This window comes from Streptomyces sp. NPDC007863, from assembly GCF_040633895.1.
In the GTDB taxonomy this organism is placed as follows: Bacteria; Actinomycetota; Actinomycetes; order Streptomycetales; family Streptomycetaceae; genus Streptomyces.
The window spans coordinates 17,386-38,612 of the sequence record NZ_JBEYEI010000030.1 but is presented as its reverse complement, the minus strand read 5'-3'; the positions used below and the strand labels follow the sequence as shown (position 1 = coordinate 38,612).

Genomic DNA, 21,227 nt, shown 5'->3' with positions numbered 1-21,227 from the left:
CGATTGTGTTGCTGCGGAGCGGTGACACGCCATAGAGTCGCCAACCGTCGGCATGGTGCCACGCTGACAGATCGATAAATGTTCCTGGTCACATCCAAGGAGGTAAGACGACTTGTGAATAAGTCGACATTTACTCCCGGGAGCGGTGCGCCAGGTGCCCCGGTCGGCTCCGTCGCGGTGCGGACCTTCGCGACGCACCAGCCCATGACGACACCCCACACGCTGAAGACGATGGACGGCCTACACGTGAACGCCACGGCCGGCAACGAGATGGGCCGAGAGTCCACCCACTTCGCCGCCTACGACGAGCTGCCCGAGGGGCACTTCTACGACCCCGACGCCGAGTACGAGCCCGACCCGGAGTACGCGGCCACCCTCGCGCCCGACGCTGCCCGCCAGCGCCGCGAGCGGATCGGCCCGACCGGACGGCCGCTGCCGTACTTCCCGATCCCGGGCCCGCTGACCGACCACGGCCCCGCCAAGATCATCGCGATGTGCAACCAGAAGGGCGGCGTCGGCAAGACCACGTCGACCATCAACCTGGGCGCAGCGCTCGCCGAGTACGGACGACGGGTGCTGCTCGTCGACTTCGACCCGCAGGGCGCCCTGTCGGTCGGCCTCGGCGTGAACCCGATGGAGCTCGACCTCACCGTCTACAACCTGCTCATGGAGCGGGGCATGTCGGCGGACGAGGTGCTGCTCAAGACGGCGGTCCCGAACATGGACCTGCTGCCGAGCAACATCGACCTCTCCGCCGCCGAGGTGCAGCTGGTCTCCGAGGTCGCGCGCGAGTCCACGCTCCAGCGCGCCCTCAAGCCGCTGATGAACGACTACGACTACATCGTGATCGACTGTCAGCCCTCGCTCGGCCTGCTGACCGTGAACGCCCTGACGGCCGCTCACAAGGTCATCGTGCCGCTGGAGTGCGAGTTCTTCGCGCTGCGCGGCGTCGCCCTGCTGACCGAGACCATCGAGAAGGTCCAGGAGCGGCTCAACCCCGAGCTGGAGCTCGACGGCATCCTCGCCACCATGTACGACTCGCGGACCGTGCACTCCCGCGAGGTGCTCGCGCGCGTCGTCGAGGCCTTCGACGACCACGTGTACCACACGGTGATCGGCCGGACGGTGCGCTTCCCGGAGACCACGGTCGCCGGCGAGCCCATCACCACGTACGCCTCCAACTCCGTGGGCGCCGCCGCCTACCGCCAGCTCGCCAGGGAGGTGCTCGCCCGGTGTCACGCCGAGTGAGTCTGCCCGGAGCCGACGAACTCTTCCGTACGACCGGGGGGACGGCACTGCAGTCGTCGTCGCCCCGCCGAACCGTTCCCGCTCCGGCGGGAGAGAGCGACACGGCGGCCGGCGCGGACGGCGGCGCCGCCGGCTCCGCCGAGCACACGGCCGCCGAATCGGAGGCGGCCGAGCCGCGCGCCCGGGAGACCGAGGCGGTCCCCGCGCAGCAGCCCGCCCCCGTGAAGGCGGCCGCCCAGGCCGGCGCTCCCGCGCGACGCCGGGGCCGGGCCGCCGCGCGGCGGCCCAGCGGCCGGGAGCGGCACGACGAGAAGATCACGGTCTACGTCTCCGCCGAGGAGCTCATGGACCTGGAGCACGCGCGCCTCGTGCTGCGCGGCGAGCACGGCCTCGCCGTCGACCGCGGCCGGATCGTCCGCGAGGCGGTGGCCGTGGTCCTGGCGGACCTGGAGTCCCGCGGCGAGGCGAGCATCCTCGTCCGCCGTCTGCGCGGCCGCTGACGGTACCCTGCGGGCGGCCCCGCCCCCGCACCCCCTGGAACCGCCCCGATGCACCCGCACGCCGACGAAACGTCCCGCCCGCCGCGCCGCCGCGCGCTGGGCCGGGGCGGCGGGCTCGACGACCCCCCTGAGGCCCCGGCTCCGGTGCCGGAGGCGCAGGCGGAGCCCGTGCCGGACCCGGTACCCGCTCCCGTGGCGGAGCCCGCAGCGGCCTCGGAGCCCGGGGACGGGGACGGGCGGTTCACCGTGCGGCTCGCGAACTTCGAAGGGCCGTTCGACCTGCTGCTCCAGCTGATCACCAAGCACAAGCTGGACGTCACCGAGGTCGCGCTCTCGCAGGTCACCGACGAGTTCATGGCCCACATCCGCAACCTCGGTCCGGACGGGGACCTCGACCAGACCACCGAGTTCCTGGTCGTCGCCGCCACCCTGCTCGACCTCAAGGCCGCCCGGCTGCTGCCCGCCGCCGAGGTCGAGGACGAGGCCGACCTCGCCCTCCTGGAGGCCCGCGACCTGCTCTTCGCCCGGCTCCTCCAGTACCGCGCCTACAAGCGGATCGCCGAGATCCTCGCCGAGCGCTGGGAGCAGGAGGGCCGGCGCCACCCCCGGACCGTCGGCCTGGAGCCGCACCACGCCGAGCTGCTGCCCGAGGTCGTCATCTCGGTCGGCGCCGAGGGCTTCGCGAGGCTCGCCGTGAAGGCGATGCAGCCGAAGGCCGCGCCGCAGGTGTACGTCGACCACATCCACGCCCCGCTGGTCAGCGTCCGCGAGCAGGCCGGGATCGTCACCGCCCTGCTGCGCGAGCGCGGCACCGCGGACTTCCGGGAGCTGGTCGAGGACGCCGGGGACACCCTGACCGTCGTCGCCCGCTTCCTCGCCCTCCTGGAGCTGTACCGGGAGAAGGCCGTCGCCCTCGACCAGGAGGACCCGCTGGGCCGCCTCACGGTCTCCTGGACGGGCGGCGACGGCGAGACCCGGGTGACCGAGGAATTCGACCAGGAGGACCAGCCGGTATGAGCGACCTCAAGCCCGCCCTCGAAGCCGTCCTGATGGTCGTCGACGAGCCCGCCACCGAGGCCCACCTCGCCAAGGTCCTCGACCGCACCCCGCGCGAGGTCGCCGACGCCCTCCACGAGCTGGCCGACGAGTACACCGCCGACGGGCGCGGCTTCGAACTGCGCAGGGTCGCCGGCGGCTGGCGCTACTACACCCGCCCCGCCCACGCCGCCGCCGTCGAGGCCTTCGTCCTGGACGGCCAGCAGGCCCGGCTGACCCAGGCCGCCCTGGAGACACTGGCGGTGGTCGCGTACCGCCAGCCGGTCAGCCGTTCCCGGGTCTCGGCCGTCCGCGGGGTCAACTGCGACGGCGTGATGCGGACCCTCCTCCAGCGGGGCCTCGTGGAGGAGGCGGGCGCGGAACCCGAAACAGGTGCGATCCTGTACAGGACGACGAACTACTTCCTGGAGCGGATGGGCCTGCGCGGCCTGGACGAGCTTCCGGAGCTCGCGCCCTTCCTCCCCGAGGCGGACGCGGTCGAGCCGGACTCCCTGGAAGGCGTTCCGTCGTTCGACCCCGACCGGGACGACGAACCCGGCGGGGACGGACCAGCGGACGAAGAGACGACGGAAGTTTGATGCGAAGCAGCAGCGGCAGGAACAGCGGAAACAACGGCGGGAGCCGTGGTGCCAAGAGCGGCGGCCGCGGCAACGACTACCGGGGCGCGGGCAACAACCGCGACGAGCGCGGCCAGAGCGCCGGCCGCCCCCGGAAGGCCCGCCCCGAGGAGCGCAGCTACGACGTGAGCATGCCCTCCGACGCCCCGCGCAAGGGACGTGGCGACACGGCCCGCGGCGGCGCCAAGGGCGGCCCCAAGCAGTCCCCGAAGCAGCCCGCCGGCGGGCAGCGGCGGGGCCCCGGCGGCCGTACGGCCCCGGCGCGCTCGCGCGAGTACGACGCCAGGACCGAGGAGCGCAACCGCGAGCGGTACGCGAACAAGCCCCAGGTCAAGACCCCCAAGACCTTCCCGGGCGCCGAGCAGGAGGGCGAGCGGCTGCAGAAGGTCCTGGCCCGCGCCGGCTACGGCTCGCGCCGCGCCTGCGAGGAGCTGATCGAGCAGGCCCGCGTCGAGGTCAACGGCGAGATCGTCCTGGAGCAGGGCCTCCGGGTGCAGGACAGCGACGAGATCCGCGTCGACGGCCTGTCGGTGGCGACCCAGTCGTACCAGTTCTTCGCGCTGAACAAGCCGGCCGGCGTCGTCTCCACCATGGAGGACCCCGACGGCCGCCAGTGCCTGGGCGACTACGTCACCAACCGCGAGACCCGGCTCTTCCACGTCGGCCGGCTCGACACGGAGACCGAGGGCATCATCCTGCTCACCAACCACGGCGAGCTGGCCCACCGTCTCACCCACCCCAAGTACGGCGTGAAGAAGACCTACCTGGCCGCCATCACCGGCCCGCTGCCCCGCGAGGTCGGCAAGCGGCTCAAGGACGGCATCGAGCTGGAGGACGGCTACGCCCGCGCCGACCACTTCCGCGTGGTCGAGCAGGTCGGCAAGAACTACCTGGTCGAGGTCGTGCTCCACGAGGGCCGCAAGCACATCGTGCGCCGGATGCTCGCCGAGGCGGGCTTCCCGGTCGACAAGCTGGTCCGCACCGCCTTCGGCCCGATCGGCCTGGGCGACCAGAAGTCGGGCTGGCTGCGCCGCCTGTCCAACACCGAGGTCGGCATGCTGATGAAGGAAGTCGGTCTGTAGGGCCCACGCCCTCCGGCACAGGGGCCCCGTATCCGCGTCGCGGATACGGGGCCCCCGCCGTTCTCCGGGCTTGTGCGCGGACCCCGCCGCCTTTTATAGTCACAGTGACTCTTAAGGAGGCGGGCGTGAGCCTCGCGGACGTACTCGAACCCCTCCAGCAGCCCCTCTTCACGCTGCTGGACACCCCGGTCGGCTGGACCGAGGTCCTCGGCTTCGGCAGCGGCGCCCTGTGCGTCTGGCTCGTCGCCCGGCAGCACCTCGCCAACTGGCCGATCGGCATCGCCAACAACGTCTTCTTCGTCCTGCTCTTCACCCAGGCCGGCCTCTACGCCGACGCCGGCCTCCAGATCGTCTTCATCGTCCTCGCCGCGTACGGCTGGTGGACCTGGACCCACGGGGGTGGACCAGGCTCCGCCGAGGCCCTTCCGGTGCGGCGCACCACCCGCACCGAATGGACCTGGCTGCTCGCGGCGGGGACGGTGGGGACCCTCGCCCTCGCCCTTCTCCTCGACCGGGCCACCGACTCCACCGTCCCCTTCTGGGACGCCCTCACCACCGGCCTCTCCCTCATGGCCACCTACGGCCAGTGCCGCAAGCGCCTGGAGTCCTGGTGGCTGTGGATCGCCGCCGACGTCGTCTACGTCCCGCTGTACGCGCACAAGGGGCTCTACCTGACCTCGCTGCTGTACGTCGGCTTCATGGCCCTGTGCGTGGCCGGCCTGCGCGGCTGGAGCCGCGACCTCGCCGCCGCCCGCCGCCCGCTGGAGGCCGTGGCATGACCGCGTACGGCCACGGGCTCGTCCTCGGCAAGTTCTATCCGCCGCACGCCGGCCACCACCACCTCGTCCGCACCGCCCTCGCCGCCTGCGAGCGCGTCACCGTCCTCGTCTGCGCCTCCTCCGTGGAGTCCCTGCCGCTGGCCGAGCGGGTCGCCTGGATGCGCGAGGTCCACCCCGACGCCCTCGTCGTCGGAGCCGTCGACGACATCCCCGTCGACCTCACCGACCCCGGCGTCTGGGACGCCCACATGGCGGTCTTCCGGGCCGCCGTCCCCGAACCCGTCGACGCCGTCTTCACCTCGGAGCCGTACGGCGAGGAGCTCGGCCGCCGCTTCGGCGCCGTCGCCGTCGCCGTCGACCCCGAACGGCTCCGCTTCCCCGTCTCCGGCACCGCCGTCCGCGCCGACCCCACCGCCGCCTGGGACTTCCTGGAGCCGCCCGTACGAGCCGCGCTCACCCGCCGGATCGTCGTCCTCGGCGCCGAGTCCACCGGCACCACCACCATGGCCCTCGCCCTCGCCGACCACTACCGGCGGCGCGGCGGGATCTGGGCGCGCACCCGGTACGTCCCCGAGTACGGCCGCGCGTACAGCGAACTCAAGCTCGCCGAACTCCGCGAAAGCGACCCGGCCGCCGCCTGGCCGGACGTCGCCTTCCACACCGCCGACTTCCCCGTCATCGCCCAGCGCCAGGCCGAGCTGGAGGAGGAGGCCGCCCGCGACGGCTCGCCCGTCCTCTTCTGCGACACCGACGCCTTCGCCACCACCATCTGGCACGAGCGGTACCTCGGCACCACCAGCGAGGCCACCGGCGAGATCGCCGCCCGCGGCCGGCAGCACCTGTGGCTGCTCACCGACCACCGGGGCGTCGACTTCGAGGACGACGGGCTGCGCGACGGGGAACACCTCCGGCCGTGGATGACCGCCCGCTTCCTCACCCAGCTCGCCCACAGCGGCCGCCGCACCGTCGTCCTCACCGGCCCCCACGAGGAGCGCCTCGCCACCGCCGTCGCCGCCGTCGACGCGCTGCTCGCCGAGGGCTGGCACCTCGCCGACCCCCTCCCGGAGCGCCGATGAACACCCCGCCGCGTCCCGAGGGGTACGACCCCCGGGCCTTCGAGCCCTTCGCCGTCACCGTCGACCTCGCCGTCCTCACCGTCCGCGCCGGCCGGCTGCACGTCCTGCTCGTCCAGCGCGGCCAGGAGCCGTACGCCGGCGCCTGGGCGCTCCCCGGCGGCTTCGTGCTGCCCCGCGAGTCCGCCGGCACCGCCGCCCGCCGCGAACTCGCCGAGGAGACCGGACTGCCCGGGGCCACCGTCGCCGGGCTCCACCTCGAACAGCTGCGCACCTACACCGAACCCGACCGCGACCCCAGGATGCGGGTCGTGTCGGTCGCCTACACCGCCCTCGTCCCCGACCTCCCCGAACCGCGCGGCGGCGGGGACGCGGCGGAGGCCCGCTGGCTGCCCTACGACGAGGTCCCGGCGCTCGCCTTCGACCACGACGTGATCCTCGCCGACGCCCGCGAGCGCGTCGGCGCCAAGCTGGAGTACACCTGCCTCGCCACCGCCTTCTGCCCGCCCGAGTTCACCCTCGGCGAGCTGCGCGAGGTGTACGAGACGGTCTGGGGCGTCCCGCTCGACCGCCCCAACTTCCGGCGCAAGGTCCTCACCACCCCCGGCTTCGTCGAGCCGGTGGAAGGACCGCCGCGCCGCACCGGCGGACGGGGGAAACCGGCCGCGCTCTACCGGGCGGGCGAGGCCACCGCCCTCCACCCGCCGCTGCTCCGACCGGAAGGACGATCCGCATGACCAAGCAGAAGCAGGCCGCCACGGGGACGCTGATGGGACTGGCGCTGGGGGACGCCCTCGGCTTCCCGACCGAGTTCAACGACGTGCCCGCGATCCTCGCCAAGTGCGGGCCGTGGCGGACGATGGAGCTGCCGGTGACGCGGGGGACCGCGTACATCACCGACGACACCCAGATGACCCTCGCCCTGGCCCGGGGCATCCGGACTGCCATGGACCGGGGGCCGCTCGCCCCGCTCCGGCTCGCCCGGCCCGTCCGCGACGAGTTCGTCGACTGGTACCACTCGCCCGAGAACAACCGCGCCCCCGGCAACACCTGTCTGCGGGCCTGCATGCTCCTCGACGGCGACCGTCCCTGGCAGGACGCCAGTCAGATCGGCTCCAAGGGCTGCGGCGCCAACATGCGCGTCGCGCCCCTCGGCCTCGTCCCCGGACTGAGCGAGGAACAGCGTGCGGGCGCCGCCCAGCTCCAGGCCGCGCTCACCCATGGGCACCCCACCGGGCTCGCCGCCTCCGACCTCACCGCGCGGGCCGTGTGGCTGCTCGCCCAGGGGGTGGACCCGGCCGGGCTCGTCGGTCAGCTGCGCTCGTACGCGTACGAGAACCGCGACACGTACCACGAGCGCTGGCTCGGCGACCTCTGGACCCGCTCCCAGGACCCGAGCGCCCTGCATTTCGTCCGGCGCGGGTGGGACGAGTGCCTGGCCGTCCTCGAACGGCTCGACTCCGTGCAGCGCACCGCCGACCCGGAGCTCGACCCCTGTACGTACACGGGCGACGGCTGGATCGCGGAGGAGGCGCTCGCCACTGGGCTGCTCTGCTTCCTGCTCTTCCCCGGCGACCCGCTCACCGCCCTGCGCCGGGCCGCCTGCACCCGCGGCGACTCCGACTCCATCGCGGCCCTCGCGGGCGCCTTCGCCGGTGCCCACCTGGGCGCGGACGCCTGGCCGGCGGAGTGGACCGCCCGGATCGAGCACCGCGACGAGCTGCTCGGACTCGGGGCCCTCTGGGACGCGTGAGCGGCTTCTGGAAGGCTTCGGTCCCATGACGCTCACCATCGAGGCCCACAAGGCCGATCTGACCGCCGTCGTCGCCGAGGAACCGGACCCCCTCCTCTTCGCCACGGTCTCCGGCGCCCACCTGTACGGGTTCCCGTCCCGCGACTCCGACGTGGACCTGCGGGGCGTGCACCTGCTGCCCCCCGAGGCACTGGTCGGGCTCCGGGAGCCGGAGGAGACCCGGGACCGGATGTGGACGCGGGACGGCGTCGAGATGGACCTCGTCACGCACGACCTGCGGAAGTTCGCCCGGCTGATGCTGCGCCGCAACGGCTACGTCCTGGAGCAGCTCACCTCTCCGCTGGTCGTGCACACGACCCCCGTCCACGCCGAGCTCGCAGCCCTGGTGCCGGGGGTGCTCACCACCCACCACGCCCACCACTACCGGGGCTTCGCGGCCACCCAGTGGCGGCTCTTCGAGCGGAGCGGCGAGCTCAAGCCGTTGCTCTACACCTACCGGGCGCTGCTCACCGGCATCCACCTCATGCGCTCCGGCGAGGTCCAGGCCCATCTGCCCACGCTCGTGGGGGAGGTGCCGGAGGCCCCGGCGAGGGTCCCGGACCTGGTCGCGGCGAAGACGGCCGCCGAGCACGGCGCCGCCGGGGTGGCGGCAGAGGACGTACGGGCCGAGGTGGAGGCGCTGCAGGAGGTGCTCGACGCGGCCCGGGCGGAGTCGGCCCTCGCGGACGGCGTCCGCGCCGGGGACGCCCTCCACGACCTCGTCGTCCGGGCCCGGCTAGAGCACCTGAAGGGCTGAGGCGCGGCGGGCGCGGATCAGGAGGTCCTGCACGCGCGCGTGGTCGGGGGCGGGCGGCAGGGGGCTGGTGCCGAGGGCGGTGTCGGACTCGTCCTGGAGGCGGTTCATCCAGGACTCGACCTCCGGCCACGGGACCTCGCCGCGCTTGACGGCGAGCAGCCGCTCCCGGTCCGCGCCCACGTCGATCCGCAGCTCGCCCGTGCGCAGCAGGTCCCGGCAGCTGCCGAGCAGCCGCAGCAGGTGCATGGCGTGCTTCCAGCGCGGGTGGCCGTACTGGCGGACGTCCGCCTCCAGCTTGCGGCGCTGGCCGCCCGCGTACCGGACGAAGGTGGCGTGGGCCCGGCGGGAGAGGAAGGCGCCGCGCAGGTCGAGGAGTTCGCGGCCCCACTCGGTGGTGTGGACGACCAGGGGGGAGTGGAGGCACTCCAGGACGTTGGGGTTGTTGCGGAGGGCCAGCTCGCAGAAGCGTTCCAGCTCCCAGCTGAACTGCTCGGGGGCCGGGCCCTCCACGTGCGCCGGGGGCTTGTCGAAGCGCCAGAAGAGCGGCGTCGGGGCGAGGTAGACGCCCCGGGTGTCGGTGTCGCTGTCCTCGGTCGCCAGTCCGAAGGCGCGCGAGCCCATCACACAGGCGTAGACGGTGTGCTCGCGCACCAGCGCCTCGGGGGTCATGTCCACGGCGGTCATGGCGGCCAGGCTACGCGAGGGTGATCGTCTCCCCCGAGACGGTGATCTCCTCGGCGGGCAGCGGCCGCGGCGCCGGGCCGGCCTTCACGGCGCCGTCGGTGATGCTGAACTTCGAGCCGTGGCAGGGGCAGTCGATCGTGCCGTTCGCGACCTTGTCCACCGTGCAGCCCTGGTGGGTGCAGATCGCCGAGAACGCCTTGAACTCGCCCTTCGTGGGCTGCGTCACGACCACCTTGCGGTCCTTGAAGACGGTGCCGCCGCCCACCGGGATCTCCGAGGTGCTCGTCAGCGGGGTGCCGCTCGGCTCCGCCGGGGTCGGCGCGCTCGACTCCGTACCGCCGTCGCCGCCTCCGCCGTCGTCCGAGCCGCAGCCGGTGGTCGTCGCCGCGGCCGCCGTCGTCAGGGCGGCCGCCGCGAGCAGGACCGTCCGGCGGGGTGCCGTCGGTGCCGTCGGGGTCGTCCGTGTCGTCCGTGAGGTCATACGGCCAGCTTCGCGCCGGCCGCGCCGCCGCCCCCGCAACACGCCGGGCCCGGACTACACCCAGGGCACCAACTCCCTCGCACGGCCGTCCGCGTCCCGCAGCACCTCCAGGACGGCCGTCACCGCCGCCCGCTCCACCGGCCCGTACACATGCGGGAAGAGCCGGTCCTCCGAACCCTCCCAGCGGACCTCCCCGGACAGCAGCGCCGGGTCGATCACCAGCACCAGGAGCGGGCCCGGCACGTCCCGGTAGTGGGCGTCGGCGATCGCGAGCGCCGCCTGCTCGTCCGGCGAGCAGTGCACGAAGCCCTCGGCGGCGAGCGACGGCGGGGCGTAGGGGAGGGCGGGGTCCGCGGACCACTCGTCCAGCGGTACGACATGGAGCAGCATCCGCCCTTTCTACCCGCTCCGCACCGGCGCCCGCACCGGGTGGCGGAATCATCTGGTATGCGTGAGATTGAGGCGATCGGGGGCTGTGTACCGGACGAAAGGCGGAACCACCATGGCGGGCAACGATCTCGGCAGTCTCCTCGGCTCCCTGCTCGGCGGAGGCGGCGGGCAGGGCGGCGGGGCCGGCGGCATCCTCGGCTCCCTGCTCGGCGCGCTCGCGGGCGGCGGCCAGGGGAGCGGGGCCGCGGGCGGCGGGGGCAACGGCCAGAACCCGCTCGGCGGGCTGCTCGACATGCTCACCAAGTCCGGCCTCGCCGACCAGGCCCAGTCCTGGATCGGCACCGGCGAGAACCAGCCCGTCGACGGCGCCCAGATCGCCCGGGCGCTCCCCGACGAGACCCTCCAGAAGGTCGCCCAGGACGCCGGGGTGACCCCGCAGCAGGCCGCCGACGAGATCGCGCAGTCGCTGCCGCAGGCCGTCGACAAGCTGACGCCGGGCGGATCGCTGCCGCAGGGCGGGTCGCTGGAGGACATCATCCGGGCGCAGAAGCTCTGACGGCGTCGGTCCTCGGCCGTCGCCGTCAGGCCGTACGCGGCGCCCGCCCCGCGCGTCTCGCAGGGCGGGCGCACGCGCGCGTGCCGTCCCCGGGCTGACTAGGCTGGCCCCTTACCGCCACCGCCCTGCCGCGCCCCCAAGGACATCCCCCCGTGAGAACAGCGCTCGTCATCGGAACCGGACTGATCGGCACCTCCGCCGCACTCGCCCTCGCCGGCCGGGGTGTCACGGTCCACCTGCGCGACCACGACCCGGCGAGCGCCCGGACCGCGGCGGCGCTCGGCGCGGGCACCGACGCGGAGCCCGAGGGCCGGGTGGACCTCGCGATCGTCGCCGTGCCGCCGGCGCACGTCGCCGCCACGCTCGCCGACGCCATGCGCGCCGGGGCGGCCCGCGGCTACCTCGACGTGGCCAGCGTCAAGGGCGGGCCGCGCCGCGACCTGGAGGCGACGGGCCTCGACCTCGGCGCGTACATCGGCAGCCACCCGATGTCCGGCAAGGAGCGTTCCGGCCCGCTGGCGGGCACCGCCGACCTCTTCGAGGGCCGGCCCTGGGTCCTCACGCCGACCCGGGACACCGACACCGAGGTGCTCAACCTCGCGCTGGAGCTCGTCGCGCTCTGCCGGGCCGTGCCCGTCGTCATGGACGCCGACGCCCACGACCGGGCGGTCGCCCTCGTCTCCCACACCCCGCAGCTCGTCTCCTCGATGGTCGCGGCGCGCCTGGAGGAGGCGGAGGAGTCGGCCGTACGGCTCTGCGGGCAGGGGATACGGGACGTCACGAGGATCGCCGCGTCGGATCCGCGCATGTGGCTGGAGATCCTCTCCGCCAACCCCGGACCGGTCGCGGACGTCCTCGCCGGGGTCGCGGCGGACCTCGACGAGACGGTGCGGGCGCTGAGGTCCCTCCAGTCCTCGGACGAGGAGGAGCGGCGGGGCGGGGCGGCGGGCGTCGAGGACGTGCTGCGGCGCGGGAACGCGGGGCGCGCGCGGGTGCCCGGCAAGCACGGCGCGGCGCCCACCGCCTACGAGACCGTCGCGGTGCTCATCAGCGACCGGCCCGGGGAGCTGGCCCGGATCTTCGCGGACGCCGGGCGGGCGGGGGTCAACATCGAGGACGTCCGCATCGAGCACGCGACGGGCCAGCAGGCGGGCCTGGTCCAGCTCATGGTCGACCCCAAGGCCGCCCCGGCCCTCTCCCACTCCCTGCAGTCCCAGGGCTGGTCCCTCCGCACGCCCTGACTCCTCCGCGGGACGCGGGCCCGCGCGGGCGGCGGGCGGGGGCCCGCGGGGACGGGGCACGGGCGGGTTCGGGGACTCGGTAACCTTGTAGGGGTCCGGCTGTCGCCGGGGCCCCGCCCACCCAGGAAGGTCACCCACCGTGGAATCCGTGATCGTCGCCATCGACGGCCCCTCCGGCACGGGCAAGTCGAGCACCTCGAAGGCGGTCGCCGCCAAGCTGGGTCTCGACTACCTGGACACAGGCGCCCAGTACCGGGCGATCACCTGGTGGATGATCGGCAACGGGGTCGACGTGGCCGACGCCGAGGCCGTGGCGAACGCCGCCGGCAAGCCCGTCATCGTCTCCGGCACCGACCCGTCCCGCCCCACCATCACGGTGGACGGCGTGGACGCCGCGGGACCGATCCGCACCGAGGAGGTCACCTCCCGGGTCAGCGCGGTCAGCGCCGTCCCGGAGGTCCGCGCGCTCATCACCGAGCTCCAGCGCCGCATCGCCCGCGAGGCCGAGCGCGGCATCGTCGTCGAGGGCCGGGACATCGGCACCACCGTCCTCCCCGACGCCGACCTCAAGATCTTCCTCACCGCCTCGGCCGAGGCCCGCGCCGCCCGCCGCTCCGGCGAGCTGAAGGGCGTCGACGTGCGGGCCACCCAGGAGGCCCTGGTCAAGCGGGACGCGGCGGACTCCAGCCGCAAGACCTCCCCGCTCGCCAAGGCCGGGGACGCGGTGGAGGTCGACACCACCGAGCTCACCCTCGACCAGGTCATCGAGTGCGTCGTCACCCTGGTGGAGGAGAAGAGGGCGGCCGTCAAGTGACCCAGCCGTCCGCGAAGGGCGCCGCGGTCGGCCGCCGCATAGGCATCGGACTGATGTACGGCTTCTGGAAGCCGCGCGTCCTCGGTGCCTGGCGGGTGCCGGCCACCGGCCCCGTCATCCTGGCCGTCAACCACGCGCACAACATCGACGGCCCCATGCTCATGGGCACTGCCCCGCGCCCCGTGCACTTCCTCATCAAGCAGGAGGCGTTCGTCGGACCGCTGGGCAGCTTCCTGGAGGGCATCGGCCAGGTGAAGGTCGACCGCGAGTCCACGGACCGGAACGCGATCGGCAACGCGCTGGGCGTGCTCGAACAGGGCGGGGTCCTCGGGATCTTCCCCGAGGGCACCCGGGGCGAGGGCGACTTCGCCTCGCTCCGCGCCGGGCTCGCCTACTTCGCCGTCCGCTCCGGCGCCCCGATCGTCCCGGTCGCGGTCCTCGGCAGCACCGAGCGGCCCGGACGGCTCGTGAAGGGGCTGCCGGCCCTCCGCAGCCGGGTGGACGTCGTCTTCGGGGACGCCTTCGAGGCCGGCGACGGCAGCGGGCGGCGTACCCGCAAGGCGCTCGACGAGGCCACGCTCCGCATCCAGGAGCACCTCACCGGCCACCTGAAAAACGCCAGGCGCCTCACCGGGCGCTGAGTGACACTTCAGTAGTGGGACCACGGCTCCGGCCGCCGGGACCACCGACCACGAATGATCAAGGAACGGACTTCATGAACGACCAGCACGACCACGGGGCACTTGGCGACGCCGAGTACGCGGAGTTCATGGAGCTCGCCGCGGAAGAGGGCTTCGACATCGAGGACGTCGAGGTGGCGATCGAGGAGGCCGGCCACGGGCCGCTCCCCGTCCTCGCCGTCGTCGGCCGTCCGAACGTCGGCAAGTCGACCCTGGTGAACCGCATCATCGGCCGCCGCGAGGCGGTCGTCGAGGACAAGCCGGGCGTCACCCGCGACCGCGTCACCTACGAGGCCGAGTGGGCCGGCCGCCGCTTCAAGGTCGTCGACACCGGCGGCTGGGAGCAGGACGTCCTCGGCATCGACGCCTCCGTCGCCACCCAGGCCGAGTACGCCATCGAGGCCGCCGACGCCTGCCTCTTCGTCGTGGACGCCACCGTCGGCGCCACCGACACCGACGAGGCCGTCGTCAAGCTCCTGCGCCGCGCCGGCAAGCCGGTCGTCCTCGCCGCCAACAAGGTCGACGGCCAGTCCGGCGAGGCCGACGCCGCCATGCTCTGGTCGCTCGGCCTCGGCGAGCCGTTCCCGGTCTCCTCGCTGCACGGCCGCGGCACCGGCGACCTCCTCGACGAGGTCCTCAGGAAGCTGCCCGAGGCCCCCGAGCAGTCCTTCGGCAAGGCGCTCGGCGGCCCCCGCCGCATCGCCCTCATCGGCCGCCCCAACGTCGGCAAGTCCTCCCTCCTGAACAAGGTGGCGGGCGAGGACCGCGTGGTCGTCAACGAGCTGGCCGGCACCACCCGTGACCCGGTCGACGAGCTCATCGAGCTCGGCGGCGTGACCTGGAAGTTCGTCGACACCGCCGGCATCCGCAAGAAGGTCCACCTCCAGGCCGGCGCCGACTACTACGCCTCCCTCCGCACGGCCGCCGCCGTGGAGAAGGCCGAGGTCGCGGTCATCCTCATCGACACCACCGACCAGATCTCGGTGCAGGACCAGCGGATCATCACGATGGCCGTCGAGTCCGGCCGCGCCATCGTCATCGCGTACAACAAGTGGGACGAGCTCGACGAGGAGCGCCGTTACTACCTGGAGCGCGAGATCGAGACCGAGATGCAGCAGGTCTCCTGGGCGCCCCGGGTCAACGTCTCCGCCAAGACCGGCCGCCACATGGAGAAGCTGGTCCCGGCGATCGAGACCGCCCTCGCCGGCTGGGAGACCCGCGTCCCCACCGGCCGGCTCAACGCCTTCCTCGGCGAGCTGGTCGCGGCCCACCCGCACCCGGTCCGCGGCGGCAAGCAGCCCCGCATCCTCTTCGGCACCCAGGCCGGCACCAAGCCGCCGCGCTTCGTGCTCTTCGCCTCCGGCTTCCTGGAGGCCGGCTACCGCCGCTTCATCGAGCGCCGGCTGCGCGAGGAGTTCGGCTTCGAGGGCACCCCGATCCACATCTCGGTCCGCGTGCGCGAGAAGCGCGGCAAGAAGAAGTAACGCGGCAAGAAGAAGTAACCCGCACCGCGCACACGGCCGAGGGCCGGAGTCGTACCGTACGCGGACGACTCCGGCCCTCGGCCGTTTCTCCTGCCCCGGCCGCGCTCAGAGGCTGCGGCGGGGCCCCGGCGGCAGCGCCGCCTGCGGGGGATGGTGCTGGGGGGCCGACCAGGCCGACGGATACGCCGCGTGGTGCTGGCCGTGGAACCCCGAGAGGCCGGTGAAACCGGACAGGCCCGTGCTCATCGCCGTGCCGAAGGCCCGGAACGCCAGCTCCTCCTCGCCGCTGCGGTCACCCGGAAGCGTGCGGAACGACCGGCGGTACTCCGAGTACAGGGCATCGAAGATCGGCGTCGCCGAGTACCCGGCCGGAACGTCCTGCGCCGGGCGCATGGCGGGGATCGGACTCGGATACGGCTGGGGGAAAGGGTCGTATGGGTGCACGTAGGTGCCAACGACCCCGCCGTCCGTCGGATGCGGGCGGCTCTCCGAAAGAGGGGCCCGCCGGGGCCGGGGGACGGTCGGGACCCCCGGCCCGCGCACCGGCCCTATCCCCGGACGCCCGTCGTCCATCAGGTCCCGGCCAGCGGCATCGCGGCGGCGACCAGGCGCCCGTTGGCCGCGGCCTTCTCCAGGGCGTCCCGCAGCAGGTCCTCGCGCGGCTGCTGGCCGATGGAGCCGACCGGCGCGGCGAAGACGAGCACCGTGTGCGACTTGTTGGCCGCCGCGCGCCAGCCCTCGGTGACCTGGAGCGGCTGGTGCGCCTGCCACCAGGCCGCCTGGCCCCCACCGCCCGCGCCGGGCTGGAGCACCGAGTGCAGCTGGCCCATGGCGACCAGGACCGACCAGCCGGGCAGCGCGGCCGGCTTGGTGTTCAGGTCCTCGACGGGGTGGAAGCCCTGCTCGGAGAGGAGCGACAGGAACTCGTCGGTGAGCCCGCCGGAACCGGGTCGGGCCACCGGCGCGGTCGGCTCCACGACCAGCGCCGGGTGCAGCTCGCCGTCGATCAGGACCAGACCGCTGGTGACGCCGAGCACGGCCTGCTCGGGGTGGGCCGCGGAGAGGGCGTCGGCGGCGTCGGCGGCCGTGATGGAGGCGACGGCGCCCTGGAGCTGGTCCTCGGCGACCTGGACCACCTGCGACGGGATGCAGCTGGCGTGGGCGAACGCGAGGACCGCGGTCTCCTCGCCGACGAACAGCACCGTGGAGGTGCGCTCCTGCTCGGAGTCGCCCGGCGTGCGGCAGGAGGTGCAGTCGTAGCTGCCCGGGGCGTTGTCGCCGGCGAGCAGCCGGTCGGCTTCTTCGTCGCCGATCTCGGCGCGTACGTCCTCGCTGACGTCGAGCATGCGCGGCACGGAGGGCTCCCTGGATTCGGTAAGGACGGACCCCGGGCCTTTCCCGGGCGTCTCATGCCGAGTTCAACGGGTCAGGCGCGGGCGGGGTCACGCGCGGAAGCGAGGCAAGTTGCCACTGGCGCGTGCGGGCGCCCGGGGACGGGCGGCCGTGGTGCCTCCGGCGGGGGCGGCACCGGGGGTGACTCCGACCGGGTGGGAAGTGAACAGTGTTCCGCGCGGCACGGGGGTGGGGCCCGGGCGGCCGACCTAGCCTGCGGCGATGTCGATGATCCGATTTTGGACAGCCGGCTCGCTCGCGGCGGCCTCCGCGGCGGCGCTGCTCGCCCTCCACCAGGCGCCCGTCGCCCTCGCCGCGCCCGGCGACGACGGGCCCGGCACGGCCGGAGCGCCCGGAGCGCCCGGCGTACCGGCGGTGCCCGTGCTGCCGGACGCGGCGGCGGGCGCGGTCGCGGAGGCGCTCGCCGACGCGGCGGCCGCCGTCGAGGCGGCCCAGGGCGCCGTCGGCGGGACCGGCGGCGTCGGGGCGGTCCCGCCGCCACCCTCGGCGGGACCGGCGGGCGTGCCCGCGTACGCCTGCGCCGAGGACCAGTGGCCCTGGGGCTGCGTCGCCGAGTGCGAGAGCAGCGGACGCTGGGACGTCAACACCGGCAACGGCTACTACGGCGGCCTCCAGTTCTGGCAGCCGACCTGGATCGAGTACGGCGGACTCGCGTACGCCCGCCGCGCCGACCTCGCCACCCGGCAGCAGCAGATCACCGTCGCCGAGGACGTCCTGCGCGTGCAGGGCTGGGGAGCCTGGCCGGTCTGCTCCAAGCGGTACGGGCTCAGCGGCCGCGCCCACACCGTGCAGCCCGGCGACACCCTCGCCGGCATCGCCCGCCGCTTCGCGGTCAAGGGCGGCTGGCAGCGGCTCTACGAGGCCAACAAGACCGTCATCGGCCCCGACCCGAACCGCCTGTACGTCGGGATGATGCTGCGCATCGCACCGCTCTGAGCGGCCCAGGCCGTGTCTTCCGGATCAGGCCGGGCGGCGTTCCTCCGCCGCCTCGCCGCTGAAGACGCGGGTGCCGCGGCGCAGTTCGTGGAGGAGGGTGCCGGGCGGGAGGCCGTCGGGCACGCGCTGTTCGGCGAGGAGCACCGCCGCGCCGGTCTCGGTGGCGAGGGCGGCGAGCAGGGCGTAGGTGTGGGCCGCGACCGGCGGGGCCATGCCGAGGGCCGCCTCGTCGACGAGGACCACGCGGGCGGGGCGCAGCAGGGCGCGGGACACCGCCAGCATCCGGCGTTCGCCGCCGGAGAGCGTGCCCGCGGTGCGGGGGAGCAGCGGGACGAGGGCCGGGTACGGGACCGGGGCGGCCGGGCCCGCGAGGGCCAGGTTCTCGGCGACGGTCAGGCCCTCGTACACGGCGCCCCGGTCCGGGACGAGGCACAGTCCTCGGCGGGCGCGTTCGTGCGGGGGCAGCGCGGTGACGTCCTCGCCGCGCCACAGGACCCGGCCGGCCGAGAGCCGTACCGTCCCGGCGAGGGCCCGCAGCGCGGTGGTGCGGCCGGCGCCGTTGCGGCCCGTCAGGACGGTCACCGTGCCCGCCGGGACCGGGAGGTCCAGGCCGTGCAGGGCCTCCAGGGGCCCGTAGCGGACGCGGGCGCCGCGCAGCTCCATCTCGGTGGTCATGGGCGGAGCCGGCCTCCCTCCATCGTGTGGACGGTGGCCGCCGTGCCGGCGACGAGGTCCGGGTCGTGTTCGACGACGAGGACGGTCAGGCCGTCGGCGGCGAGCGCGGTCAGGAGCCGGGACAGGGCCTCGGCCTCGGCCGCGTCCAGTCCGGCGGCCGGTTCGTCCAGGAGCAGGGTGTGCGGGTGGCCCGCGAGCGCGCGGGCCAGCTCGACGCGGCGCAGCAGGCCCGTCGGCAGGCCCGCCGTGCGGCGGTGGCGCACGGGCCCGGCGAGGCCCGCGAGCCGGAGGGCGCGTTCGGTGGCGGCGGCCGGGTCGCCGCGGCGGCGGCCGTGCTCGGCGCCGACGCGGACGTTCTCCTCCACGGAGAGCGACGGGAACAGGGCCGGCTGCTGGAAGGTCCGCGCGAGGCCGAGGCGTGCCCGGGCGTGGGCGGGGCGGCGCGTGACGTCCCGGCCGTCCAGGAGGACCCGGCCGCCCGGGCGGGGGCGGGCGGCGCCGGCCAGGCAGTCGAAGAGGGTGCTCTTCCCGGCGCCGTTCGGCCCCACCAGCGCGGTGACCTCGGCGGTCGGCAGTACGAGCCCTACCCCCCTGAGGGCCGTCACCCCGCCGGGGTGCGTGAACCAGAGCCCCTCGGCGACGAGCCGCTCGGCCGGCGGGTCCCGGGGGGCTTCCCGGCCCGCGGCCGGGGCGGTGCGCCGGCTCGTCGCGGCCGTGCGGGGGTGCGGGGCGCGGGGGGCTCCGCGGTTCCGGGGGAGGTTCAGGAGGGCGGTCAGCGGGGGGAGGCGGCCCGTCTGGGTGGCCAGGAGGCCCAGGGTCAGGGCGGCCAGGGCGGCGGGGGTCGTGGTGTCGGTGGTCAGCAGGAGGGGGGCCGCGAGGAGGGGCGTGAGGAGGTTGTCCGCGCCCAGGACCATGACCGCGGCGAACCAGAGGAGGCCGCGCAGGGGGTCGTACGCCGTGGGGTCGAAGGCCTGGGTGGCCATCGCGAGGAGGCCGCCGCCCAGGGCCGCCAGGGCGGCGGCCAGGGTGAAGACCAGGAGTTTGAGGGGGGTCGCGGGGATGCCGGCGGCCTCCGCGGCGGGTTCGTGGTCGCGCAGCGCCGCCAGCGCGCGGCCGGTGCGGCCCCGGCGGAGGGCCGCCACCAGGAGGAGGGCCAGGGCGAGCAGGAGGAGTTCCAGGGCGTAGTACGCGCGGTCCGTGGCGAAGGGGCCGGGACGGGCGGGGGCGGCCAGGTCCGCCGTGGCGTAGGGCTGGGTCAGGACGAAGCGGCTGACCGCCACCCCGACCGCCAGGGTCGCGAGGGCCAGCGCCAGGCCGTGGCGGCGGATCGCCGGGCCCGCCGTCAGCAGGCCCGCCGCTCCCGTCAGGGGGACCGCCAGGGCCAGGGCCGGGAGGGGCGGGACGCCGGCCGTCGTGAAGAGGGTGGTGAAGAGGGCCCCCAGGCCCGCGTAGGCCGCCTGGCCCAGGGCCAGCAGGCCCGTGCGGCCCGTCACCACGACCAGGGAGAGGAGGACGATCGCGAGGGCCGGGACCTGGACCGCCGTGCGCAGGTCGGCGCCCCCCGCCACCAGGGGGAGGAGGAAGCAGACGGCGGCGAAGGGCCAGACCGCCGGGGGCGTGCGGGTCGCCCGGGACGGGGGCGGCAGCGCGTCCTGGCCCTTGCCGCCGATGCCCGGCAGGACGAGCGCCGCGACCAGCAGCGCGAGGACGAAGAGGTTCGCCCCCACCGAGCGCAGCAGCGGCTCCGCCCAGCCCTCCGGGTGGAAGCGGGTCAGCTGGGCCTGGGTCACCCCGATCAGCAGCGCCGCGCCGATCGCGACCGGCAGCGACCGCATCCGGGCGATGACCGCGACCGCCATCACCTCCACCACGAGCAGCGGCAGCCCGTACGGGTCGAGCCGGACGTACGGGGCGAGCAGCACGCCCGTCAGCCCGGCGGTGAACGCGCCGAACGCCCAGCCGGCCGCGGCGATCCGGTCCGCGTCCACCCCGGCGAGGACGGCCAGCGGGCGGTTGTCGACCACCGCCCGCAGCTCCCGCCCGAAGCGGGTCCACCGGGTCACCGCCGTGACCAGGCAGGCCACCGCCACCACCGTCGCCAGCTGCAGCCAGGGATCGTCGCCGAGCAGGACGGGCGCGTCGTTCCGGGCCCCGGCGCCCCAGAGCAGGACGGCCGCGCCCACGAGGAGGACGAAGACGCCGGTGGAGGCGACCAGGGTGCGGGCCGGACCGGCGCCCGCCCGGGCCAGCGGGCGGAAGACGGCCCGGTCGAGGACGAGACCGAGACCGGGCGCCACCACGAACAGGGTCAGCAGGGCCGCCGGCCACAGCGGCCATCCCCAGGCGACCACCAGCTGGCGGAGCACGTACGCGCAGATCATGGCGACCGCGCCGTGCGCGAGGTTCAGCACCCCGGTCGCCCGGTGGGTGACGATCAGGCCGATGCCGGTGAGCGCCGCCGCGCTGCCGACCGCGAGGCCGGCCAGCGTCAGCTCGTACGTCAGGGAGGCCACGGCTCACACACCGGGCAGGGCGCGAGCGCCGGGTCCCCGGCGGCCGGCACCGCGTCCGCGCGGTCCGCCACCAGCGGGCAGTCGGGGCGGTGCGCCAGCGTCCCGCCGGGGACGCGCAGCGGCGGTTCCCCGGAGGAGGGGGCGGCGGTGTCCGGGTCCGTCCCGGGGGGTTCGGAGCCGGCCGGCCGTGCGTCGGTACGCCGCGCCGCCGCCGCGCCGATCAGGACCGCGCCCGCCACGATCAGCGCCGCCCCCGGCACGGTGCACGAGGCGAGGTAGGGGAGCTGGCGTTCGGCGAAGCGCTCGCCCGAGATCCCGTACCAGCCGAGGACGCACAGCAGCGCGCCCCCGGCGGCCGCCACCAGGCCGCCCCACAGCAGGAACCGCGCCGTCGGCACCGCGAGACCTCCGCCCTTTCCTCCGACTATGCCCCGTATTCTTGCGCTCCGCTCCGTA

24 protein-coding genes are annotated in these 21,227 nt (G+C 74.7%); 16 read left to right on the top strand and 8 right to left on the bottom strand.

Going from position 1 to position 21,227, the window contains the following annotated elements; genetic code table 11:
- Window positions 1-204 precede the first annotated feature (204 nt).
- From ABZ621_RS34450 to ABZ621_RS34405, 10 genes are all read left to right on the top strand, one after another.
- Window positions 205-1,248 (top strand): ParA family protein, encoded by a 1,044-nt coding sequence (locus ABZ621_RS34450; RefSeq protein WP_240981853.1) that lies wholly within the window; start codon window positions 205-207, stop codon window positions 1,246-1,248.
- Window positions 1,245-1,748 (top strand): hypothetical protein, encoded by a 504-nt coding sequence (locus tag ABZ621_RS34445; RefSeq protein ID WP_360610634.1) that lies wholly within the window; start codon window positions 1,245-1,247, stop codon window positions 1,746-1,748. The genes ABZ621_RS34450 and ABZ621_RS34445 overlap by 4 nt, the downstream gene beginning before the upstream one ends.
- Before the next feature lie 48 nt (window positions 1,749-1,796).
- Window positions 1,797-2,765: a ScpA family protein gene (locus ABZ621_RS34440; RefSeq protein ID WP_360610632.1), complete on the top strand. Its 969-nt coding sequence runs from the start codon at window positions 1,797-1,799 to the stop codon at window positions 2,763-2,765.
- Window positions 2,762-3,382 (top strand): SMC-Scp complex subunit ScpB, encoded by a 621-nt coding sequence (gene scpB, locus ABZ621_RS34435; RefSeq protein WP_360610631.1) that lies wholly within the window; start codon window positions 2,762-2,764, stop codon window positions 3,380-3,382. Before ABZ621_RS34440 ends, scpB begins: the two co-directional genes overlap by 4 nt.
- Window positions 3,382-4,503: a pseudouridine synthase gene (locus ABZ621_RS34430; protein WP_360610629.1), complete on the top strand. Its 1,122-nt coding sequence runs from the start codon at window positions 3,382-3,384 to the stop codon at window positions 4,501-4,503. The genes scpB and ABZ621_RS34430 overlap by 1 nt, the downstream gene beginning before the upstream one ends.
- 125 nt (window positions 4,504-4,628) lie before the next feature.
- A complete protein-coding gene (gene pnuC, locus ABZ621_RS34425) occupies window positions 4,629-5,282 on the top strand; it encodes a nicotinamide riboside transporter PnuC (RefSeq protein WP_360610627.1) in 654 nt (217 codons plus the stop codon).
- The gene (locus ABZ621_RS34420) at window positions 5,279-6,358 is read left to right on the top strand and encodes an AAA family ATPase (RefSeq protein ID WP_360610625.1); all 1,080 of its coding nucleotides are present in this window, start codon (window positions 5,279-5,281) and stop codon (window positions 6,356-6,358) included. The genes pnuC and ABZ621_RS34420 overlap by 4 nt, the downstream gene beginning before the upstream one ends.
- Window positions 6,355-7,092: an NUDIX domain-containing protein gene (locus ABZ621_RS34415; RefSeq protein ID WP_360610624.1), complete on the top strand. Its 738-nt coding sequence runs from the start codon at window positions 6,355-6,357 to the stop codon at window positions 7,090-7,092. Before ABZ621_RS34420 ends, ABZ621_RS34415 begins: the two co-directional genes overlap by 4 nt.
- Window positions 7,089-8,108, top strand: coding sequence for an ADP-ribosylglycohydrolase family protein (locus ABZ621_RS34410; RefSeq protein ID WP_360610622.1), 1,020 nt, complete (start codon window positions 7,089-7,091; stop codon window positions 8,106-8,108). The genes ABZ621_RS34415 and ABZ621_RS34410 overlap by 4 nt, the downstream gene beginning before the upstream one ends.
- Before the next feature lie 25 nt (window positions 8,109-8,133).
- The gene (locus ABZ621_RS34405; protein ID WP_360610621.1) at window positions 8,134-8,904 is read left to right on the top strand and encodes a nucleotidyltransferase domain-containing protein; all 771 of its coding nucleotides are present in this window, start codon (window positions 8,134-8,136) and stop codon (window positions 8,902-8,904) included.
- Here the strand turns inward: ABZ621_RS34405 and ABZ621_RS34400 are convergent.
- The 3 genes from ABZ621_RS34400 to ABZ621_RS34390 are packed head-to-tail and all read right to left on the bottom strand — an operon-like array spanning window position 8,884 to window position 10,459.
- The gene (locus tag ABZ621_RS34400) at window positions 8,884-9,573 is read right to left on the bottom strand and encodes a nucleotidyltransferase domain-containing protein (RefSeq protein ID WP_360610673.1); all 690 of its coding nucleotides are present in this window, start codon (window positions 9,571-9,573) and stop codon (window positions 8,884-8,886) included. The two genes, ABZ621_RS34405 and ABZ621_RS34400, sit on opposite strands and share 21 nt — an antisense overlap.
- A 25-nt stretch (window positions 9,574-9,598) precedes the next feature.
- Complete coding sequence (locus ABZ621_RS34395; RefSeq protein WP_360610620.1) at window positions 9,599-10,069, bottom strand: Rieske (2Fe-2S) protein; 471 nt, start codon at window positions 10,067-10,069, stop codon at window positions 9,599-9,601.
- Between the two features lie 54 nt (window positions 10,070-10,123).
- A complete protein-coding gene (locus ABZ621_RS34390; protein WP_360610618.1) occupies window positions 10,124-10,459 on the bottom strand; it encodes a DUF952 domain-containing protein in 336 nt (111 codons plus the stop codon).
- Window positions 10,460-10,571: 112 nt separating this feature from the next.
- Here ABZ621_RS34390 and ABZ621_RS34385 point away from each other — a divergent pair, with 112 nt between their 5' ends.
- The 5 genes from ABZ621_RS34385 (at window position 10,572) to der (ending at window position 15,234) form a co-directional block, all read left to right on the top strand.
- A complete protein-coding gene (locus ABZ621_RS34385) occupies window positions 10,572-11,015 on the top strand; it encodes a YidB family protein (protein ID WP_360610617.1) in 444 nt (147 codons plus the stop codon).
- A gap of 152 nt (window positions 11,016-11,167) precedes the next feature.
- Window positions 11,168-12,256 (top strand): prephenate dehydrogenase, encoded by a 1,089-nt coding sequence (locus ABZ621_RS34380; protein ID WP_360610616.1) that lies wholly within the window; start codon window positions 11,168-11,170, stop codon window positions 12,254-12,256.
- 139 nt (window positions 12,257-12,395) lie between these two features.
- Window positions 12,396-13,070 (top strand): (d)CMP kinase, encoded by a 675-nt coding sequence (gene cmk, locus ABZ621_RS34375; protein WP_360610614.1) that lies wholly within the window; start codon window positions 12,396-12,398, stop codon window positions 13,068-13,070.
- On the top strand, window positions 13,067-13,711 hold the full coding sequence (locus ABZ621_RS34370; RefSeq protein WP_360610612.1) for a lysophospholipid acyltransferase family protein: 645 nt from the start codon (window positions 13,067-13,069) through the stop codon (window positions 13,709-13,711). Before cmk ends, ABZ621_RS34370 begins: the two co-directional genes overlap by 4 nt.
- 74 nt (window positions 13,712-13,785) lie before the next feature.
- Window positions 13,786-15,234 carry a ribosome biogenesis GTPase Der gene (gene der / locus ABZ621_RS34365; RefSeq protein ID WP_360610610.1) on the top strand — a complete coding sequence of 483 codons (1,449 nt, stop codon included), beginning with the start codon at window positions 13,786-13,788 and terminating at the stop codon, window positions 15,232-15,234.
- A 105-nt stretch (window positions 15,235-15,339) separates the two neighbouring features.
- Here der and ABZ621_RS34360 read toward each other — a convergent pair whose 3' ends face one another.
- Together ABZ621_RS34360 and ABZ621_RS34355 are read right to left on the bottom strand one after the other, a co-directional pair.
- Window positions 15,340-15,627, bottom strand: coding sequence for a hypothetical protein (locus ABZ621_RS34360; protein WP_360610608.1), 288 nt, complete (start codon window positions 15,625-15,627; stop codon window positions 15,340-15,342).
- Window positions 15,628-15,806: 179 nt separating this feature from the next.
- On the bottom strand, window positions 15,807-16,589 hold the full coding sequence (locus tag ABZ621_RS34355; RefSeq protein WP_360610606.1) for a hypothetical protein: 783 nt from the start codon (window positions 16,587-16,589) through the stop codon (window positions 15,807-15,809).
- A gap of 412 nt (window positions 16,590-17,001) precedes the next feature.
- Here ABZ621_RS34355 and ABZ621_RS34350 point away from each other — a divergent pair, with 412 nt between their 5' ends.
- A complete protein-coding gene (locus ABZ621_RS34350) occupies window positions 17,002-17,583 on the top strand; it encodes a transglycosylase family protein (protein WP_360610671.1) in 582 nt (193 codons plus the stop codon).
- A gap of 24 nt (window positions 17,584-17,607) precedes the next feature.
- Here the strand turns inward: ABZ621_RS34350 and ABZ621_RS34345 are convergent, their stop codons facing one another.
- From ABZ621_RS34345 to ABZ621_RS34335, 3 genes are read right to left on the bottom strand one after another with little or no spacing between them, the layout of a single operon-like run.
- Window positions 17,608-18,258, bottom strand: a complete 651-nt coding sequence (locus ABZ621_RS34345; protein WP_360610604.1) for an ATP-binding cassette domain-containing protein — start codon at window positions 18,256-18,258, stop codon at window positions 17,608-17,610.
- A complete protein-coding gene (locus tag ABZ621_RS34340) occupies window positions 18,255-20,771 on the bottom strand; it encodes an ATP-binding cassette domain-containing protein (RefSeq protein ID WP_360610602.1) in 2,517 nt (838 codons plus the stop codon). The genes ABZ621_RS34345 and ABZ621_RS34340 overlap by 4 nt, the downstream gene beginning before the upstream one ends.
- Window positions 20,759-21,169, bottom strand: coding sequence for a hypothetical protein (locus tag ABZ621_RS34335; RefSeq protein ID WP_360610600.1), 411 nt, complete (start codon window positions 21,167-21,169; stop codon window positions 20,759-20,761). Before ABZ621_RS34335 ends, ABZ621_RS34340 begins: the two co-directional genes overlap by 13 nt.
- Window positions 21,170-21,227 lie beyond the last annotated feature (58 nt).

What these genes read in the sequence shown, in the direction of transcription:
- ABZ621_RS34420 (WP_360610625.1), top strand. Translation starts at nt 5,279, where the DNA reads ATGACCGCGTACGGCCACGGGCTCGTCCTCGGCAAGTTCTATCCGCCG.
- ABZ621_RS34345 (WP_360610604.1), bottom strand. Translation starts at nt 18,258, where the DNA reads ATGACCACCGAGATGGAGCTGCGCGGCGCCCGCGTCCGCTACGGGCCC.
- ABZ621_RS34360 (WP_360610608.1), bottom strand. Translation starts at nt 15,627, where the DNA reads ATGCGCCCGGCGCAGGACGTTCCGGCCGGGTACTCGGCGACGCCGATC.
- ABZ621_RS34390 (WP_360610618.1), bottom strand. Translation starts at nt 10,459, where the DNA reads ATGCTGCTCCATGTCGTACCGCTGGACGAGTGGTCCGCGGACCCCGCC.
- scpB (WP_360610631.1), top strand. Translation starts at nt 2,762, where the DNA reads ATGAGCGACCTCAAGCCCGCCCTCGAAGCCGTCCTGATGGTCGTCGAC.
- ABZ621_RS34410 (WP_360610622.1), top strand. Translation starts at nt 7,089, where the DNA reads ATGACCAAGCAGAAGCAGGCCGCCACGGGGACGCTGATGGGACTGGCG.
- ABZ621_RS34400 (WP_360610673.1), bottom strand. Translation starts at nt 9,573, where the DNA reads ATGACCCCCGAGGCGCTGGTGCGCGAGCACACCGTCTACGCCTGTGTG.
- ABZ621_RS34430 (WP_360610629.1), top strand. Translation starts at nt 3,382, where the DNA reads ATGCGAAGCAGCAGCGGCAGGAACAGCGGAAACAACGGCGGGAGCCGT.
- der (WP_360610610.1), top strand. Translation starts at nt 13,786, where the DNA reads ATGAACGACCAGCACGACCACGGGGCACTTGGCGACGCCGAGTACGCG.
- ABZ621_RS34440 (WP_360610632.1), top strand. Translation starts at nt 1,797, where the DNA reads ATGCACCCGCACGCCGACGAAACGTCCCGCCCGCCGCGCCGCCGCGCG.
- ABZ621_RS34405 (WP_360610621.1), top strand. Translation starts at nt 8,134, where the DNA reads ATGACGCTCACCATCGAGGCCCACAAGGCCGATCTGACCGCCGTCGTC.
- ABZ621_RS34385 (WP_360610617.1), top strand. Translation starts at nt 10,572, where the DNA reads ATGGCGGGCAACGATCTCGGCAGTCTCCTCGGCTCCCTGCTCGGCGGA.
- ABZ621_RS34415 (WP_360610624.1), top strand. Translation starts at nt 6,355, where the DNA reads ATGAACACCCCGCCGCGTCCCGAGGGGTACGACCCCCGGGCCTTCGAG.
- ABZ621_RS34450 (WP_240981853.1), top strand. Translation starts at nt 205, where the DNA reads ATGACGACACCCCACACGCTGAAGACGATGGACGGCCTACACGTGAAC.
- ABZ621_RS34395 (WP_360610620.1), bottom strand. Translation starts at nt 10,069, where the DNA reads ATGACCTCACGGACGACACGGACGACCCCGACGGCACCGACGGCACCC.